The sequence below is a fragment of the Paragemmobacter ruber genome, assembly GCF_009908315.1.
Classification (GTDB): Bacteria; Pseudomonadota; Alphaproteobacteria; order Rhodobacterales; family Rhodobacteraceae; genus Paragemmobacter; species Paragemmobacter ruber.
The window spans coordinates 209005-227583 of sequence record NZ_JAAATW010000002.1 but is presented as its reverse complement, the minus strand read 5'-3'; the positions used below and the strand labels follow the sequence as shown (position 1 = coordinate 227583).

Annotated in this window: 15 protein-coding genes; 6 read left to right on the top strand and 9 right to left on the bottom strand. The window is 64.3% G+C overall.

Going from position 1 to position 18579, the window contains the following annotated elements:
• Positions 1 to 14: 14 nt before the first annotated feature.
• The 8 genes from tilS to ybgC all read right to left on the bottom strand — a co-directional run bounded on the left by tilS (position 15) and on the right by ybgC (position 7134).
• The gene (gene tilS / locus GU920_RS09500; protein WP_235933257.1) at positions 15 to 1178 is read right to left on the bottom strand and encodes a tRNA lysidine(34) synthetase TilS; all 1164 of its coding nucleotides are present in this window, start codon (positions 1176 to 1178) and stop codon (positions 15 to 17) included.
• Between the two features lie 62 nt (positions 1179 to 1240).
• Complete coding sequence (ybgF, locus tag GU920_RS09495) at positions 1241 to 2083, bottom strand: tol-pal system protein YbgF (protein WP_161766791.1); 843 nt, start codon at positions 2081 to 2083, stop codon at positions 1241 to 1243.
• A 4-nt stretch (positions 2084 to 2087) separates the two neighbouring features.
• A complete protein-coding gene (pal, locus tag GU920_RS09490; protein WP_161766790.1) occupies positions 2088 to 2618 on the bottom strand; it encodes a peptidoglycan-associated lipoprotein Pal in 531 nt (176 codons plus the stop codon).
• Between the two features lie 114 nt (positions 2619 to 2732).
• Positions 2733 to 4022: a Tol-Pal system beta propeller repeat protein TolB gene (tolB, locus tag GU920_RS09485; protein WP_394351562.1), complete on the bottom strand. Its 1290-nt coding sequence runs from the start codon at positions 4020 to 4022 to the stop codon at positions 2733 to 2735.
• A 176-nt stretch (positions 4023 to 4198) separates the two neighbouring features.
• On the bottom strand, positions 4199 to 5386 hold the full coding sequence (locus tag GU920_RS09480) for a cell envelope biogenesis protein TolA (protein WP_161766788.1): 1188 nt from the start codon (positions 5384 to 5386) through the stop codon (positions 4199 to 4201).
• Between the two features lie 14 nt (positions 5387 to 5400).
• Positions 5401 to 5877: a protein TolR gene (tolR, locus tag GU920_RS09475; protein ID WP_161766787.1), complete on the bottom strand. Its 477-nt coding sequence runs from the start codon at positions 5875 to 5877 to the stop codon at positions 5401 to 5403.
• A 3-nt stretch (positions 5878 to 5880) separates the two neighbouring features.
• Positions 5881 to 6576, bottom strand: coding sequence for a protein TolQ (gene tolQ / locus GU920_RS09470; protein WP_161766786.1), 696 nt, complete (start codon positions 6574 to 6576; stop codon positions 5881 to 5883).
• A gap of 156 nt (positions 6577 to 6732) precedes the next feature.
• Complete coding sequence (gene ybgC, locus GU920_RS09465; protein ID WP_161766785.1) at positions 6733 to 7134, bottom strand: tol-pal system-associated acyl-CoA thioesterase; 402 nt, start codon at positions 7132 to 7134, stop codon at positions 6733 to 6735.
• Positions 7135 to 7281: 147 nt separating this feature from the next.
• Between ybgC and GU920_RS09460 the strand changes: the two genes are divergently transcribed.
• A complete protein-coding gene (locus GU920_RS09460; protein ID WP_161766784.1) occupies positions 7282 to 7992 on the top strand; it encodes a hypothetical protein in 711 nt (236 codons plus the stop codon).
• The gene (locus tag GU920_RS09455) at positions 7989 to 9527 is read left to right on the top strand and encodes a type IV secretory system conjugative DNA transfer family protein (RefSeq protein ID WP_161766783.1); all 1539 of its coding nucleotides are present in this window, start codon (positions 7989 to 7991) and stop codon (positions 9525 to 9527) included. Before GU920_RS09460 ends, GU920_RS09455 begins: the two co-directional genes overlap by 4 nt.
• A gap of 20 nt (positions 9528 to 9547) precedes the next feature.
• Here GU920_RS09455 and GU920_RS09450 read toward each other — a convergent pair whose 3' ends face one another.
• Positions 9548 to 10117, bottom strand: coding sequence for a hypothetical protein (locus GU920_RS09450; RefSeq protein ID WP_161766782.1), 570 nt, complete (start codon positions 10115 to 10117; stop codon positions 9548 to 9550).
• A 179-nt stretch (positions 10118 to 10296) separates the two neighbouring features.
• Here GU920_RS09450 and GU920_RS09445 point away from each other — a divergent pair, with 179 nt between their 5' ends.
• The 4 genes from GU920_RS09445 to GU920_RS09430 all read left to right on the top strand — a co-directional run bounded on the left by GU920_RS09445 (position 10297) and on the right by GU920_RS09430 (position 18574).
• A complete protein-coding gene (locus GU920_RS09445; protein ID WP_161766781.1) occupies positions 10297 to 12717 on the top strand; it encodes an NAD-binding protein in 2421 nt (806 codons plus the stop codon).
• Entirely contained in the window at positions 12714 to 13808 is a 1095-nt protein-coding gene (locus GU920_RS09440) for a patatin-like phospholipase family protein (protein ID WP_161766780.1), read from the top strand. Before GU920_RS09445 ends, GU920_RS09440 begins: the two co-directional genes overlap by 4 nt.
• A gap of 87 nt (positions 13809 to 13895) precedes the next feature.
• Positions 13896 to 17924, top strand: a complete 4029-nt coding sequence (locus tag GU920_RS09435; protein WP_161766779.1) for an nSTAND1 domain-containing NTPase — start codon at positions 13896 to 13898, stop codon at positions 17922 to 17924.
• Between the two features lie 2 nt (positions 17925 to 17926).
• Entirely contained in the window at positions 17927 to 18574 is a 648-nt protein-coding gene (locus GU920_RS09430) for a hypothetical protein (RefSeq protein ID WP_161766778.1), read from the top strand.
• Positions 18575 to 18579 lie beyond the last annotated feature (5 nt).

Below are 18579 nucleotides of genomic sequence, written 5' to 3'. Positions count from 1 at the left end.
TAAACCCCCAGGGTTCAATGCGATAAAGGTGCCGCAGCCAGCGGGCCACGCGGGGGCTGGCACTGCGCCACCCAGCCTGCGCCGAAACCGGCCAAGGGCGCCGCCACCAGCACCCCCGCATCCCATACCGCGGGGCTGGCCAGAAGCGTGGTCCGCGGGTAGGGGGCCGCGCGCCAGTCGGGGCAGGCCGCCAATCCCGCCTCGCCCAGCGCGCGCAGGGTCAACCCATTGGAGTCCGGCCCGGAAACGCGCCATCGCCGGTCCCACAGCGCGCCCACCGGACAGGACAGCCCGGCCACCGCCCGCACCTCGCGCGTGATGCGCATCCGGCCCCGCGCATGGCTGGTCCGGCACCCCGCCAGCGTGGCGACACGGCCCTCCAGCGCGGCTGCGACAAAGCGCTCCATCTCGGCACCGCGCGGGCCATATTCCGCCGATGCGATCCACATCACCGCCGCAAGCAGCAGCCGCCTGCGGATTTCCGCAGGCAGGGCGGCCAATCCTTGGGTATCGAGGATCACATCGCCCCCGTCGATCCGCACCAGACGCGCGGCAGCCTCTGCCGTCGTGGCCTCCAGCGCGGCGCGCACTTCGGCCATCTTTCCGGCCAGCGCAGCGATCGCTGCGCCATCCACCCCGGCATCCGCCATCGCCGCCAGCGCGCGCCGGGCGCGCACACGGTCAAACCGCGGATCGTCATTGGACGGATCATCCGCCCAGGACACACCCCGCTGCAGCAGCCAGCCGCGCAGTTCGGCCCGGCCCACACCCAGCAGCGGGCGCAGGAAGGCGATCCCGTCCACCTCGCGCCGGGCGGCCATGGCGGCCAGCCCGTCCACCCCCGCATCCCGCGCCAGACGCATCAGGAAGGTTTCGGCAATGTCATCCTGCGTATGGCCCAAGGCCACCGCGCGCAGGCCCCGCCCCTGCGCCCATGCCGCCAAAGCCGCGATCCGCCCGCGCCGGGCGGCATCCTGCAGGTTCCCCTGCCCGTCCCAGCGCCAGTGCAGGATATCATGCGGAACGCTCAATGCGGCGCAGGCCGCCCCGACCGCGGCCGCCTCATCCGCCGCCTCGGGCCGCAGCCCGTGATCCACGGTTGCCACGGCGACCGTGCAACCCGCCTCTACCGCCAGATGCAGCAGCGCCAGCGAATCCCCCCCGCCAGATACCGCCAGACCCAGCGCCTCTTTCCCGGCCGGGCCAAGGCCGCGGCGGAAGATATCGGCAACGTCCCGGGTCAGAGGCAGCCAAGCCCCTGCATCGCGATGGTCGCGTTCGATGCCTCAGGCGAACCGGGGAACCGGGTGCCCACTTCCTGCAAGGTCACGCAGGCCTCGGGCGTCTGGCCCAGCGCCCCCAGCGACTGACCCAGCTTCAACAAGGACGGCGCCGCCTGCGGCCCCGATGGCTGGCCCGAAAAGGCCTCAAGATAGCTGCGCGCGGCCGCGGCCGTGTCGCCCAACTGGCTTAGCGCCTCGCCCCGCAGGTAATGCGCCTCCTGCGTCAGGGGGCCGCCCGGGTAGGATTGGGTAAAGGTCGCAAAGAGGTCTGCAGCGGCGCGAAAGTCACCTTGACCGAGCACCTCCTTGGCCCGGTCGAAATCCGCCTGCTCGCCGATGGCCAGTTCTGGCGCATCCGTCCCCGTCCCCGCCGCATCCGGCGTGGCTGGCGCAACCGGCGCCACCGCGGCGCCCCCGGTCACCCCGCCACCCAGCGGCGCCGTATCGCCGAGGGCCGCGATATCGCAGCCCTCTTCCAGTTCGCACAGCCGGAACTCCAGATCGCCGATCCGGTTCGTCCCGTCGGTCACCACACGGTTGACCTTCAGCTCCACCTCTTCCGTCTTGGCCGTCAGCCGCGTCAGCGCGGCTTCGATGGCGTCCATCCGTTGCAGCGCGTCCCCGCCCGCCGCCCCGGTTGAGGCGGCACCGGAACTGACCAGTTCCGATTTCAGGCTGTTGAACTCAGCCTGCAGCGCCGCGATCTCGGCCCGGATATCGGCCAGCGTCTGCGCATCCTGCGCAAAGACAGGAAGCGGAAGGAGAAACGCCACCAGCACAAGACGGAAAAGGCTCCGCATGGGATCAGACCCCCGCACCCGTCGAGAGCACGGTCACCGCGCGGCGGTTCTTCATGTAGCAGGCCTCGGTCGAGCAGACCTCGATCGGGCGCTCCTTGCCATAGGACACGGTCCGCATCCGCGTGGCCGACACGCCCTGCGAGATCAGGAAATCCTGCACCGCGCTGGCGCGGCGCGCGCCCAGCGCAAGGTTGTATTCCCGCGTGCCCTGCTCATCAGCGTGGCCTTCGATGATGATGGCGTAATCCGGGTTGGAGTTCAGCCACTGCGCCTGCCCCTGCAGCACCATCCGCGCCTCGGGCGACAGGGTGGACTGGTCCACCGCGAACAGCACGCGGTCGCCCACGGCCTGATTGAAATAGGCGATCGAGCGCGGGTCATTCGGATCGCCGAGGCCCGTCGTCCCGATGCCGCCCGCACCGATGCCACCCGCCCCGGCACCACCGGCGCCGCCTGCGCCAAAGCGGTCCGGGTTGTTACAGGCCGCCAGACCAAGCACGGCGACAACGAGAAGGGCCTTGGGAAGAATCGTCATGGAAAGGGTTCCTTTTAGGGTTCTTGGCTCGATTGGGCGCGACAATACCAGCTTTGCCGCGCCCTGTGAATCGGCCCTGTGAAAAGCGCCCGCCCATCGGCGGTGCGCCCGCCATCAGGGCAGCAACGGCGACCATGCCGGGTCCGACGCCGGGCCCTCGGTCGGGATCTGCCGCAGGTTCCGGCCCGAGATATCGACGCTGAACAGCGCCGCCTGCCCTTCGGCCCCGGCACTTTCGCGGGTGAACATCACCACGCGCCCGTTCGGCGCCCAGGTCGGGCCCTCGTCCAGGAACGATGCCGTCAGAAGCCGCTCTTCACCGCCATCCGTGCGCATCACGCCGATGTGGAAACGGCCTGCATTCTGTTTGGTGAAGGCGATGTAATCGCCCTGCGGCGACCAGACCGGCGTGCCATAGCGCCCCGGCCCGCTGGAAATCCGCGTCCCCTCGCCGCCGCTGGCCGGCATGACATACAATTGCTGCGTCCCCGACCGATCGCTTTCAAACACGATCTGGCTGCCATCGGGCGAAAAGCTGGGCGCGGTTTCGATCGACGGCGCGTTGGTCAGCTGCCGGATCTGGCCGCTGCCGATGTCGAGCGCGTAGATATCCGTATTCCCGCCGCGTTCGAGGCTGAACACCACCGTCCGGCCATCGGGGGCAAAGCGCGGGGCAAAGGTCATGTTGCCTTCGGTCTGCGCCAAGGCCTGCACCTGCAGCGACCCCAGATCCATCAGATAGATGCGCGGAAAGCCCGACTCATAGCTCGTGAACAGGATCTGGTTGCCCGTGGGCGAAAACCGCGGCGCCAGCACGATCGAGGCGCCATCCGTCAGATAGGCCACATTGGCCCCGTCGTAATCCATCACCGCAAGCCGCTTCACCCGCTGGTTCTTCGGCCCGCTCTCAGAGACAAAGACCACCCGGCTGTCGAAATAGGGGCCTTCCCCCGTGATCCGGCTGTAGACCGCATCCGCCACCTTATGCGCCATCCGCCGCCATGTGCCGGGGGTGCCTGCGAATTGCAGCCCCTCGCCCATCTGCTGGCCGCTGAACACGTCAAACAGGCGGAACTTCACCACGATCTGATCGCCCGACGCACTGACCGCGCCCACGATCAGCGCCTGCGCATTGATCGCCTGCCAGTCGGGAAAGGACACCGGGGCATCAAAGCTTGTGACCCGCGCGATATGCGCCTCGGCCGGGATTTCGCGGAACAGCCCCGTCCCGGCAAGGTCTGCCGCCACCACCCGCGTGATGTTGGCGGCATATTCCGCCGCCGCACCGTTTTCGGCCACAAAGGAAGGCGCGGCAAAAGGCAGGGGTTCGATCACCCCGTCGGTGATGGTGATCCGCAACGGTCCGCGCTCCTGCGCCACTGCCGGGGCCAGCACCCCCGACATCAGGCCAAGCGCGACCGCCAGAACGGGGGCAAGCACGGGGGAGAGGGCTCTGATCAAGGTCATGGTTTCCTCATTCTCCTCGGGTCATTCGTTTACACCATGCCGCGAACGGCAAACTTTCGGGGACACGATGGCGCGAGCAGCGCCGATCCGTCGGTTGTGCTGCGGGGAACAGGTCATCGCATCCGCATCCCGTTCGGATCGAACACCAATTCCATGTTCCGCCATTGTTCAAACTTCTCGGGCGGCAGCGGGAAGCCGCGCGCGCCACACCGGATGATCGCGCGCCGCGCCGCCTCAAAGGCCTGTTGCGTGGCCGCCTCCGACCCGCCGCTCGACCCGATCAGCGAAATCGACCCGGCATCTGGCACGCCGTCCTGCCCGACCGACACCGCGACCGTCACCGTGGTGCGCAGCGCCTCCATCGACAGGGCGCCCACGTTCCAGCAGGCCTGCACCGCCACACGCAGCGCATCCTGCTCGCCCGCCGTCATCGGCGGCCCGACGGGCAGATCGGTCTGCGCCTGCGCGGGCGCCTCGGTGGCGGCCTCTTCCTCGGCCAAGGCCTCGGCCAAGGCGGCGGCCACGGCATCCTCGGTGGCCGTATCTTCCGTAACGGTCTCTGCGGGCGTCTCTTCGCTTTCGGTCGCCGCCGCGGCCTCTTCCACAGGCTCGGCCTCGGGCTGCACGCGTTCGGGCCGCGACCGGGGCCGCAACGATGCGGTCATCTCCAGTTGCGGGGCGTCTTCCTCGGTCTCCACGGCCTCGGTCACGATCTGTGTCGTGGCCTCCTCGGGCGCGGCGGCCTCCTGCTCTTCCTCGACGATCACGGCTTCTTCGGTGGGCTCTTCCGCCGTCTCCTCGACCACCTCTTCGGCGATCTCGGGCGCATCCACGCTTTCCACCGGGGTGGCGGCCACACGGTCGATGGGGCGCGGGCGGGGGCGCGCATCCGACAGGGGAACGGGGATCGGCTGCTCCACATCCGCGATGGGGGCCACGGGATCAGGCGTCTCGATGGGCTGGGGCACCGCCTCGACCGGCAGATCCTCGGGCAGCGGCTCCTCGGGCGGGGCCACTGGCGGCGGCTCTTCCGCAGGCGGCGGGGGCTCGGCCGGTTCAACCGGCTCGGGCGGCTGGATCGCCGGCTCTTCCGGCGCAGGCTCCGGCTCCGGCTCTGGCGCGGGCTCCGACGGTGCAGGCGCCGCCGCCATCATCGCATCGAACTCCTCGCCCGACATCAGCGACACCTCGGCCACCTCGATCTCGGGCAGCGTGTCGGCACGGAACAGCCAATCCCCCAGGATGACCCAGAGGATCACGCCCGCATGCGCGACGCCCGAGATGATCTGACCCTTTTCCATGCCCCGCCCGGCCGTCAGCCGCCGTTACCGTCAAGCGTCGGGCCACCCGAATCCGTGACCAGCCCGATATTGTTGAACCCGCCCGCGTTCAGCGCCCCCATCACCTCGGCCACACGCGAATAGGGGATCGACCCATCCGCCCGCAAAAAGATCTTGTCCGACGTCCGCTCTGCCGCAATCGCCGTCAGCCGGGGGATGAGTTCGGCCTGCGGTGTCTCGGTCGTCTGGATCAGCAGGCGGCCATCCGCCGTCATGGTGATGGCCAGCGGCTCTTCCTGTTCCGACGGCAGGGCATTGGCCGCCGTCTCGGGCAGTTGGATGGGCACCCCCACCGTCAGCATCGGCGCCGCCACCATGAAGATGATCAGAAGCACCAGCATCACGTCGATGAAGGGCGTGACGTTGATATCCGCCATCGGCGCGCCGCCGCGCCGTCTGCGGCCCCGCCGACCGCCACCGCCCCCGCCACCTTTCTGAACCCCGGCCCCCATGGCTCAGGCGTCCAGCTGGCGCGACAGGATGGTGGAGAATTCGTCGGCAAAGCTCTCATATCCGTTCAGAAGACGCTCGCTGTCGGAATTCAGCTTGTTATAGGCCACCACGGCCGGGATCGCGGCGACCAGACCAATGGCCGTGGCCAAGAGCGCCTCGGCGATGCCCGGTGCCACGACGGCAAGGTTGGTGTTCTGGCTGATGGCGATCTGTTCAAAGCTGTACTTGATCCCCCAGACGGTCCCGAACAGCCCGATGAAAGGCGCCGTCGATCCCGTCGTCGCGAGGAAGCCCAACCCCTTGTTCAGCGCCTCGTTCTCGCGCGCGATGGCCACATCCATCGCCCGGTCGATGCGCGCCTGCGCGCCCGCGATCAGCTTGCCATCCTGCCGGTGGCTGCGCCGCCATTCCGTCATGCCCGCCACGAAGATGCGCTCGCTGGCACCCTGCGGCTGCGGTCCGATCGTCTCGTACAGCTCATCCAGCGGCTCACCCGACCAGAAGGCGCGGTCAAACTCCTCGGCCTCGGCGCGGGCGCGCCGGAACACGAGCACCCGCTGGATGATGATCGACCATGACCAAAAGCTCATCAAAAGCAGGGTGATCAGCACCAGCTTGTTGGTGAGTGTCGCTTTCATGAAAAGCGCAAGCACGGAGAAATCAATCTCCTGCGCCGCCGCAAGGGTTTCCGTTTCCATTCCGCCTGCTCGTGTTGCCGGGCCATCCTTGGCGTGGCCCCTTAGCGGCGATTCTACCCGTATTCAAACGGGAATGCCAACACATCTGCGCGACAGGCGGGCCTTCGCCCCACCTTTGGCGACAAGCCGCCGCTGCACTGCGGCGCAATCCGCCGCCTAATGATGCACCGGCGCCAGTTTCGCCCGCACCCCGGCCGGCAACCGGACCGCGCCGCCCGCATCCGACAGGCAGACCAGCACGACCCGCGCCGCAAAAAGCCGCTCGCCCCCGCGCAGCACCTCCTGCTCCAGCTCGATCCGCGCGCCGCCCAGATCCACAAGCCGCGTCGTCACCGTCAGCAGATCGTCAAAACGCGCGGGCTTCAGATAATCCGCCTCGACCCGCCGCACGGCAAAGACGATCCCCTCGTCCCGCTTCAGCGCCGCCTGATCCACCCCCAGCGCGCGCACCCATTCCGTCCGGCCCCGCTCGATGAATCGCAGGTAATTGGCGTAATAGACGATCCCCGCCAGATCGGTATCTTCGTAATAGACCCGAACCTGAAACTCTTGCTGCATCTCGCGTCCCGCCCCGTTTCCACTTCGCCCACGGTTCAAAGAAGCTTGCCGCTCAGGGGAAGTCGAGTCTCTTTGCTTGATGACTTCGGTTCTTGACAGGCCTTGTCGCGCCCATAGACTGCGTTCATCCAAGTTTACGAGAATGCTGTGCAGCAGAGCTTGCCCCTTATCGCGCCTCCGCTGGAAGGGGAGTTTGACCTCGCGCCACCTGTTCCGGGACCATGGCAATCGCCGGAACCAGATCGCATCGCCCTCTTCCTGCAACGCCTTGCCGAGGCAGCCTTTCCAGACATTCTTCCGGCCTCTGTGTCGGCCATAAGGTTCCTGCCCCTGACTTTCTTTCCCGGCTGGCTGCTCTGCGACGTTCACGTTCGTCAATCTGACCCGCCAGAGGGCAAACGAGCGCGCACGCACAGCCTTCTGTATGGACCGGATGGCTTCACCGCACTCGACGGAAACGCGCACGCCCTGCACATGCACAACGCGCTGCATGGCATCACCCTGCTCGATACCGAGGCGCAATCCGCCTATCTGCGCTTCTTCTGCTATTTCGTCCACGGCGAGATGGGACCGTTCGAGATCTTGACCGACAGCACCTTGTTGCACCTGCCGGACGATACCGCCTTCAAGATCGCGCCCCTCACCACAGACCCTGAGCACGACGGGGATCATCTGATGTGTTTTCGGGCCACCGTGCTTTATGCAGACACTCTTTTCTCTTGCCGGTTCGGGCTGCACGCATCTGGCGTTGTGGAAATGCTGGATGATACCGAGCTCGCCTCGGACGTGCAGCGCCGACCCAGGATTCGTTTTTTGGGAACTGGACGTTTCCGACTTGAGGAAGAGGCCGTCACATGACCTCGCTCCTGTCTTCATTCGCCCTTCCGGCCACCTCTATTGCCGCCCGCCTGCCCGAGGACGTCCCGCCAGAGGGAATCCTCGTGGGCTGGTCGATGGAAAAGTCCCATATTCGCCAACCGATGGGCTTCAGCTACGGCAACGGCGGCGGCCGCGCCGCGTCAGGCTATGTGGACCCGATCCTGCTGGAAAACGAAGGCCATCTCATCACGATCGCCCCGACAGGTTCCGGCAAGGGCGTCGGTTGCATTATCCCAGCGCTTCTGCGCCATACCGGCCCCGCCATCGTGATCGACCCGAAGGGCGAGAACGCTCTCGTCACCGCGCGACGAAGGCGCGAACTCGGGCAGGATGTCGTCGTGGTCGATCCCATGGGCATCACCGGCCTGCCATCGGGCAGTATCAACCCGCTGGATCTGATCGACCCCTACAGCCCCAGTGGAGTAGACGAAGCCGTTGCCGTGGTATCGGCGCTGTTGCCTGCCACCTTGGGCGAGGGGCGCAACAGTTACTGGATCAACCGCGCCCGGCAACTTCTGCTTTCGACGATTCTCCATTTGGTCACTGACTTGCCGCCGCAGGACCGTACGCTCTTCACACTTCGCAACCTGATTGGCGCGCTGACATCGGATCGGGAAGACCTGATCGAAAGGTTCAAGGCATCGCTCCACCCCGAGGTCAGGCTCGGCGCGAACGACCTTGGGCTTCAGGCCCATGAAACCTTTGGTGGTATCGTCTCCTTTGCTCAGGAGGGCGTCGATTTCATTCGTGGCCCCCAGATCCATGAGGCCACCAGAACCACAAGCTTCCCTCTAGACAGCGTGACGCGCGGCGATCCGTTGACCATCTTCATCGTGCTGCCTCCACACATGATGGAAAGCCACGCCCGCCTTTTGCGGCTCTGGGTCAGCACCCTTCTGAAACTCATCACCCGTCGTCGTGCCCGTCCGCCTAGACCGACACTCTTTCTGCTCGACGAGGCGGCCCAGCTTGGCCCGCTGGATGAACTGCGTACTGCCATCACGCTGCTGCGCGGTTATGGCCTCCAGACCTGGAGCTTCTGGCAGGATACCAGCCAACTCAAGGCGCTTTACCCTATCGACTGGGCAACGATGGTCAACAATTGCAAGGTCTTTCAGGCCTTCGGCGCGAACAATCTTTCCGCCGCACAAGATGTATCGCGCCTCGTAGGGTTTGTGTCGGCAGAAACCTTTCTCGGGCTCGAGAACAACGAAATGCTTCTGCAGATCGCGGGAGACGAGGCCGTGGTCGCGCAGGTGCCCAACTATCGAACCGATCCCGTCTTCTCCGGCCAGTTCGACGAGAACCCGCTTTTCGAACCGGGCACAGATCCGGTGCCCGAACGTGTGATCCTGCGGGAATACATCCGCCCCGAACGGCGTGTTGTAGCCCCGGCACAGCAAATCCCACCCTCCGCCGCGGCGCGCGGGCCGGGCCCATCAAACGCCATCGATGCGATGATCGCGGATGCCCTGCTCGACCTTTTTGCACAGCGGGCGGACGACCCGCCATGATCCAGGTGCGCAGCCTTGTTCTAGCCGCTCCCGGGGAATTGTCCGACGGACACTACCTCCCATGCGGCAGCAGGCTCTACCACCGCCCAACCGGCCCGTCCCCGGTGAACCCGCAAATGACCCGCCAAGTCGATCCACAGGACAGGCAAGCCACGCGCGATCGCCTCGGCAACTATCTGTCCGGTCCCGCCCGGTCCGCGGGCTGGCGCGCCGTCCCAGATTGCAAGAAGGCATTTGCTGATATCCAGCATCCGCCGCCCGGCCGCCAGAAATGCCGCATCGCGCGCCTCGCCCGGCGGGGGCACGACGCCGGAATAAATCTCGACAACCTGTGCGAGTCCGGGCCTTGCCAACAAGTCCTCGAATTGGCGCCGCACGGCCTCGGGAAACGCCATCACATAGGCGCTTCTCGCAAAAGGAAGGATCGCCTCAAGCCGGTATCCCATCTCGGCGCCCATTGTAGTTACCAAAAGATCGACCCCATCGGCCATGCCGCTGATCAGCCAACGATCCTGCGATCCGGACAGCGCACAGACCTGCAGCACTTGCTGCACCACCGGCGCAAGCCGCGCCAGGGTCGCCTGGTCCATCAGATTGGAACGATGTCCCGTCACACCCATGCGCAAGACCTCGTCTTGGCCCATCCCGCTGGTCCCACCCTACTGCACCCGCATGAAGCGGCAGAAGGCATCCAAACACGGATCGGATACCGACGGCAACAACGCGCCATCCGAATCAACCTGCTCATTTCCCAAGACTGTGGATGCCCATGATGTCAGCCCTTCTCCTGTTGCGCAGATACGGCCTTCTCCTTCTGGCCTTCACAGTGATCGTCACGGGCGTCATCGGTTTCACTCAAGTGAAACGGCAATGCGGTCCGCTTGCGCCAAACGACTTCCTCGATGCGCTCTACAGAACATTCCAGACCTTTGGCTTGAACTTCGACCTTGCCACCTGCGCAACAGCCGATGGCATGCCGAATGGCCCCCTGAACCCCTGGCTGCAGGTTTCGCGCTACCTCGCCTTTTTGGTGGCAGCATGGGCCGTCATTTCAGTTTTCTTCAGATCAACCTGGAACGATCTGCTTCTCTGGTTGCAAACCCGCTTCCGCTCTGAGAACCGCCTCCTTCTGGTTGGCTTTGGCCAGATCAACCGCGCCGTCGCACTCGCGCTCAAGCAAGGCTGCAGCACCTTGCCGATCACCGCGGTAGATCGCCAGTTTGACGCCGCAGATCGCCGCCTTGCCCGCGACTTGGGCATCCGACTGATCGAAGCCGAACTGTCCGACCCCCTCACGATTGATCGCATCCGGCCAGACCGCGCCGACCGCGTGATCGTGGCCCTCGGCGATGACATCCGTACGATCGAAGTCGCTTCGATCATTGCGCCCCATGTCGAACGGGGCATAGTGATGAGGGAATTCAAGGCCTCCGACAGAACCGAGGGCCGCCCTGCCGGACAGACCGCACAAGGGGAATGGCCCTTGGCCGCGCATATCACCGATCCTGCACTGCTCGCCAATCTCACCGAGGCACGCGATCTTGCCAATCGGCAGGAAGCCAGCTTCCAACCCTTCAATCTCCGCGTAGAGGCCGCGTGCAGCTTTGCCTATCGCGCAGACCTCGTCCAACGCGCCCGCGACCACGGGCAAGAGCGCGTGCATCTGGTAATCGTCGGGCTCGGCCATCAAGGCGAGGCAATCCTCATCGAAACCCTGCTTACATCCTACGCCCATGACCTGAAACCTCCCCGGATCACAGTCCTCGACCGCAACGCGGCCCAGGTCGAAGCCCGTCTTCGCGCCAGCTATCCGCGTCTGATGGAAAACCATGTCGCTGCCATCCAAGGCCATGAAAGCCCGGCTTGCGAAGGTTGGGTTCCGATCACCTTTCACACGCTAGACGTCGAGCTGACGGATTTCACCCGCGACGACCTGCTTCTCGCGATCGACGGTCCTGAAGTCGCCGAAGGGCCGACAGCCTGGCTCTTCTCCTGCGGTGACGATTGCCGAAATCAGGCCGCTGCGTTGCAACTCGAAATCGCGATGCAGCGACGCACCCGTCGTGCCGTACCCATCTTCGTGCGGCTCTGGGGCGCCGGCCTGCAGATGCCCCTGCCGGGCCCCCGCAACCTTTTTGGTCTGATTCAGTATTTCGGCGGCGCTGTCGAAACCGTCCAGCACTCACCTCTCCTGAGCGACGCGCATGAAGTTCTGGCGCGCGCCATTCACCGGGCCTATCAGGAGGTGGACAAGGCCCCACCCGCGAGCTCCCCCCCGGAAGAGACTGCCGCCGTCACTCCCAGCACCGACCGTTACCGCCAAGACTGGCTCGCCCTGCCCGAAAACATGCGCGCCTCGAACCGTCGCCCGGCACGGCACATGGGCTTCAAGATACGGGAACTGGGCTTTGATTGGCGCGACTTTCGCAAGGGATATCACCCCACCCTCGCCAAAGACCACGTTCGCGACCTTCGCGCCCGCATCGCGGGCGTCACGGATCGCGCCCGCGCCGCCCGCGATGCGCAAGAGAAGGGCCGGCCCGGCCCCGCCGTCTTTACCCCGCAGGACGATCTCCTGCGCTGCCTCGCCGAGGTCGAACACACAGTCTGGTCGGTCGAACGGATCAGCAATGGCTGGATGCCCAGCCCGACCGGCATTCGCAACAACATCTATCGTCACCACATCCACCTGCGCCCCTTCGCCGACCTACCGCCGATGGCGCAAGGCTACGATCTGGTGTCGCTGGACGCCGGCCTTGCACGCGCCAGCTGCCGCGACCCTTGTGCAGCCCCTCGCAATGTCCTGCGCCAGAGGCTGAATGATCCCCTGCCGCACGATCTGTCCACCGTCACGCAGGTCGAATTGCTGATCGACCCCGATACCCTTCCAGCGGAAAGCCACCTTGATGCAAGCGCCCGGTCCATCCACGCATGGGCGGGCAAGAAAGGGGGCACTGCAACCCGTCTTCACCTGATCCTCACCGGCCCCGTTGTCCTTCCCGCAGACCGCAGCCGTGGCCATCACGAAAGCCTTGCGATCAGGTTGCTCTCCGCTGCGCTGGCCGACCTGCCGTCGGATCTGGTGATTGATGTCACCCGCCGATATCCGCCCCTTCCGCTTCCCTCCCTACACCTCTTACCGGACCCATCGCCCGATCCCGTATCCGTCGATGCAGCAACCGTTCCATGACCGCACCGCGCCGCATCCTCGCCCTGTCCGGAGGCGGATTGCGCGGCATCATCGAGGTCGCTTTTCTTGAAGCAATCGAAGCCGAGTACCGCCGTCGCCACGGCCCCGGTCAAATCTGTGACTGGTTCGATCTGATCGGAGGCACCTCCACCGGTGCCCTGATCGCCACGGCCCTCGCCCTCGGTAAACCGCTGTCTGAAATCCGCGATTTCTATCTTGTACGCGCCAGAAACTTCTTTTCCGATCGCCGCTGGTGGAAGTACGGGCTGGCGCCCGTGTTCGATTGCGCAGGACTCGAACGCGAATTACGCCGCGACGTTGGGGCGCTCAGACTTGGCGATCCGGATTTCCGCACCCACCTTGCAATCGTGACCAAACGGCTCGACACCGGGGCCCCTTGGATCGTGTCCAATATCCCCACATCGCCTTATTTCAATGATGGCCCAGATGGGCAATGGATCGGCAACCGCCACTTCGAAGTGGCCCGCCTCCTGCGCGCAGCCTCTGCAGCCCCCACCCTGTTCAGCCATCAGGAACTGGAAATCGCGCGGGGTCAACCGCCCGGCGTCTTTGTCGATGGCGGCCTCAGTGTCTATAACGATCCCAGCTTGGCCCTTCTGCGCTTAGCACGTCTGCGCGCCTTCGGATTGAACTGGCCGCTCGGACCGGAAAACCTGTTCATCCTGTCGCTTGGCACCGGTCGCCTCCGCGCCCGGGTTCCCCTGCATCGGGTGCGCAATACAAGCGCCTTCATGCATGCGGTCCGGTCACTTCTCGGAGTCAGTGCCGACGGCGATCAGATCAGCCTTACCATGATGGAATGGATGGGCATTTCCCCCAACCCGTCGCGGATCGACAGCGAGATCGGGACCCTCGCACAGGAACACCTCGCGGGCGATCCGCTTTTCACATTCCTGCGCCTCGACCTTTCCCTCGAAACAGATGACCTCCGCAGCCTCGGCCATGATCCAGCCCGGATCAGCCTAAACAGCCTGCGCGCCATTGACCGCCCCGAAGCAATTGGTCCGCTCTACGAACTCGCCAAAACACACATCCGGCGCCATGTGGATCTGGAGAACTGGCTGATCTGAACCGTCGGACGTGTTTGCAAGGTTGACACGCCCAGCACTGCCCGCGCTATCGTCACGCCATCAAGCTTTAATCTTTTTGATTCCGAGGTGCAGTTCTTGTCACACTCACGGATCTTTCTTTCCGGCTCTTCGGATATCACCCCTCAATTGTCTTCACTTCACGCCAGAATCGGCAATTGGCTGATCCAGCACAATGCCACCAACCGCGCCGAACCCTATTACTGGAAAACCGCAACTGACAACGGGCGCACGCTGGCAGACCGGGCTCCAATCCAGCAGCAACTGCTGGATCCGAACGAACCCGAAATCCTGCTTACGGTCTGCCTCTTTTCCGAACGTTGCGGTGTCCCGTTAATCGACACCCTCGACCCTGCCCTGCTGAACCGATTCATAGAATACCGCGCCTCGCCGGGGCAGGCGGGAATCGTTCATCCTTGGCCAAATACAGCCGAAGCCGAAGCAGCCGCCCTTGCCACCGGCGGCTTCCCCCTGACCGGAACAGTTTTCGAACTTTTTTCCGCGCTCACGACACCTGACGGCAAGGACAACCTTGTCCTTGGCTGCGTCGCCAGCACCGAGGTGGTGCGCGATCTGTGCCGCAATCAGGTGATCTTCGGCAATCGGCGAGTCGAACACGACATCGCCCCCCCGACCTTGCCCGATGCTGAACGCGAGACACGTTTGAAAAAGGATTATCACCGGCAGACCCAGGCCCTTTTCAACCTGCTTTCCTTCCTTGCCAGCCGTATTCAGCCCGTGCGCGCCTACCCCTCGGCCGAGGCCATGGCCAGTGACGTGATGGCACGGCTTGACGTGAAACTGCGGCAACGCTTCGGTTTCGAATCCGCGGGCAATCCGTTCAAGAAATCGCTCGACCACTGGAAACTCGATGATGACAGCGCCCCGCCCGGACGTGACAGCCTGCTCAGCGAAATCCTGACCGGCATCCTGTCGAACCGCGGCACCGGCCACCCAGTAATTCACCTTCTTGAAGGGCCAAGTGGTTGCGGGAAGTCTTCACTTCTGCAAGGGGGCGTCCTGCGCAGGCTTCGACTGGCCGACGAGATTGTTTTCGTGATCCGGCCCACCGATCTTGCCCTGACTGGTGCCTTGTTCACTCATTTCCTCGATAGGCTTTGCGAAACCATCGCCCCCGACTGGCGGCCACGCGCAAAATCGGTGCTGCGCCAGGCCCAGATCGCGGAACTGGCACAACAGGTTGCCGCCCGACTTGCCAGCCAGAAGCGACACCTGACCATTGGTCTCGACCAGTTCGAAGAGATTCTGGATGAACTCGCCACCACCAAGCCCCAGACTGATGCGGGCCATGGATGGTGGGCGGTGATCCATTTCCTTGCCGCGCTTCTGCCTTCGCCTGATGTCACCTTCGTCGCAACGCTAGAGAACCGCCGCAAGGCCACCTTCAAGACGCTTGAGATCCAGAAATATCTGAATGCAGCCATCCTCCGCCATGATCTCGACGTGCAGGCCCGGGAAATCCGCCAGATAGCCGAAAGCGGCTTTGCCCGCGCCCGCATCATTCTCGACGGCGACCTGCTGGAGGAACTGGGTGAAAAAGTAAGCGCCTTCGCTCGCGATCAGGGCCAGGACTCGTCGGTTCTGCCCCTGGTCGGCCTCTGGCTGGCGCAACTGTTCGATCGGTTCGAATATCTGGCTGCTGGCTCGGGTGGCGGCGATTTCTCGGCCTCGATGAATGATGCCGCCCGCCCAAGCGAGACGCTCACGCTCGAACACCTCGGGACAGGGCCAAACCGCATCGACTTTGGCGGCATGATCGCACGTATCGCCGAAGAAGCATGGCGTCAGGCTGGGGCCGTGTCGCGCAAGCAAGACAAGGATCAGCACGATCTCGACTTGCATCACCTGCTCGCACCACTCGTGGGCATGGATCTCGACGGACGCGTCCGCCTTCTCGCCGCTCCCGGACGTGGCGGCTATGGGACCCATCGCGCCTTGCTGCAAAGCTTCCGCAAGGCGCGGCTGCTTGTCCCTGCCGGAACCGAAATCCACCTCGATCTTGTGCGCCTCGTGCACCAATCCGTGCTCGACCGCTGGGAACCAGCGCGCAACTGGCTTGAACGCCAGCAGGACTATCTGGAGGTCGAGGCCAACTTCCGCACCGAGGCCAAACGTTGGCTGCGCAAGCAGCCCCAAACGTCGCTGTCTCCCGCTTTTTCCACGCCCCAAGCGATTGCCGATGCCGCCTGCATCCTGCAGGAATATCGTGCCGTCTGGCCGAGCCGCAGCGATGCGGAAATCGGCCCCGAAGATGCGGACCTGCGCCGCTTTGCAATCCGCGTCTTCGAACAGGCCGACGACCCCTTTCTTGTCGTTCCGGGGACGAAAATTGACCGCCGCTACGCTGCGCTTGCCGCCAGCTACCACCTCGAAAGCCTTCTGCGCCGCTTCCTTTCCATCCATCCCGAGTGCCTTCAGATCCGAACGAAAACTAACGAGTCCCTTCTGGGTATGGCCTGCTGGACCGATGGCGCGGCCATCGACCTACTGCTTCAGGCCGGTCTGTCGCCACTTGAGGACGAAGGCATATGGCATCCGATTGCCGCGGCCATTGTGAACCGCCTCACCGGCGTGGTGGACAAACTCCTGACATACTACCCCGACGTGAATGCGCCGATCGGGCCAGGGAGCACGACCATACTCCATGTCGCGGCCCAGAATGACTGCCTGCACACGCTGACGCGCGCCCTCGCGCGGAGTGCCGACCCGAAAGTGCAGAATGGCTATCAGCATACACCACTCCACCTCGCCGCATCTGCGGGAACCGTCCGATGCTTCGAGATTTTGCTCCCCCTGTCAGATCCGCTCGCCCGCGACAGTGATGGTCGCCTCGCCCTTGCCGAAGCCGCCTCGAAAGGTCATCACCGAATGATCTCGTTCTTTCTCGCCGCTCTCCCGGAACCGATCCTGAACGAAGCCCTGAACACGCCCAGCACGCATGGGTACACACCTTTGGCCGAGGCTGCCTATTACAAGCGCCCGGCAACGGTCCAGCTGCTCCTCGATTGTGGTCTCTGCAACCCCGAACATGCGGTCCACACCCACCCGGATAGTGGCAACACCCTGCTCCATAGCTCGGTAGTTCCTCTCAACTCAGCACCTGGAGAGGATGAACAACGCCGCGCCCGCCGAACAGTAGAGGTTTTGCTGCAGGATGGCCGGATCGACCCAAATCGCAAGAACACGTCCGAAAAGACCGCCTACGAACGCGCCGATGCCTTCCCCGACGCCCGCGAAGTGCTGCGGGGCGATCCGCGCACTCCATCCGACTACGCTAGCATGTCGGATGATTACCGCATCCATGAACTTACCAGTTTTCAGCCACACCGCGCCTTGCGCATCATCCGCGACGCGCCGCATTGCCTGAGCGATGTTCTGCACGATAAGACCGGGCTTGGACATATCATCGAAGCGAGGCGCGGCGGAACGTTGGCCCTGGCGATGCAGGAAGGCCTGATCTCCCCCGCTGCCATTTTCGGACATTTCCGCAAACTCGCCAAACTCGCTATTTCCCGCGGGATGCCCAACCTGCGCCGTGCGCTGCTCGATCATGCCCGCAGGGCGGAAGATGAAGGCCTGTCGCTGTCGCTGCTCCTGTCCGCCGCCCTCCCGGCCGGCGATGAAAGTGTCGCCTTGGCCTGCGTCGAGGCCGGACCGGGGATCACCCAAAGCCTCGACGACATGCACCACACGATCCTGCACACTCTCGCCATGCTGAACCGGCCGGACGTCTTCGAGCGCCTCGCGCGAGCGCGCCGGACCCGACTGCCGCGAAATGGCTGGGGCCTGCCCCCCTCGGCCTTCGCGCCCGAAGCCAGCCGGGCGCAGTTCATCGCGATGGAGGCGGATTTTTTCGACCCGCCCGACACAACCATTCGAGAGGTCGCCTCCGGACCCTCGATCCTGCATCGTCTGGCCAGCAAAGGCGAAGTCGAAAAGTTCGCCCGTATTGCCGCACAAGCCGATTTCCCCTTGCCGCTGGATAAAAGCCGCCGCCCGCCCTCTGGCGTTGCCCCCGAAGACTGCGCCGAACAGATCCGTGCACTTGAAGAGCGCCATTTCACGAAAAGGAACTGACGATGTCCCGGCAGCTGCAAAGCCTTGAACAGGACAATGGTCGGGATCTGACGCCGGAGGAGGTGGCCGAAATCGCGGGGCGCCTTGCGCGCCAGCATCCCGATGTAATGCCGCTGCGCCATTGTCAGGGCCGCCGCATCCCGCTTTCGTTCTACGATGATGCCGTCCTGCTTGAATTCACCAGCGACGCATGGCTTCCCGAAGGCGCGCGGCGCTGCTTTCTGGACGATGGCGATGTCTTGCGCATCCTTGATGGCACCTCACCGCCGATCCACGACCTGAACGAAAGTAACCCGCCCATCCTCACCAAGGCCACCGCGCTGGAATATCTGGCCTTCTTCTGCTTTTTCGTGCGCGGGGCCGAAGGTCCATTCCTGATCGTTGACCGGCCCGATCTGGGTTTTCTCCCCCCTTCCGCAGATCGCAGTGTGCTCCGCTCGCTCTTTCGCCCCCCCGCCCTGCACGGCCGCGATGATTTCGGAAACTGGCGTGCATCTTCCGTTGTATTCTACGGTGACTGTGTGTTTTTCGCTAATTTTCACATCCATCTCAACGGGATGATCGAGATGATCGAAGATCAGCCGCTGGTCCAGGATCTCCACTTCGCAGTCACCGCCCCGCTCTCGGTTGACGCAAGCCGTCGCCATTGACCGGC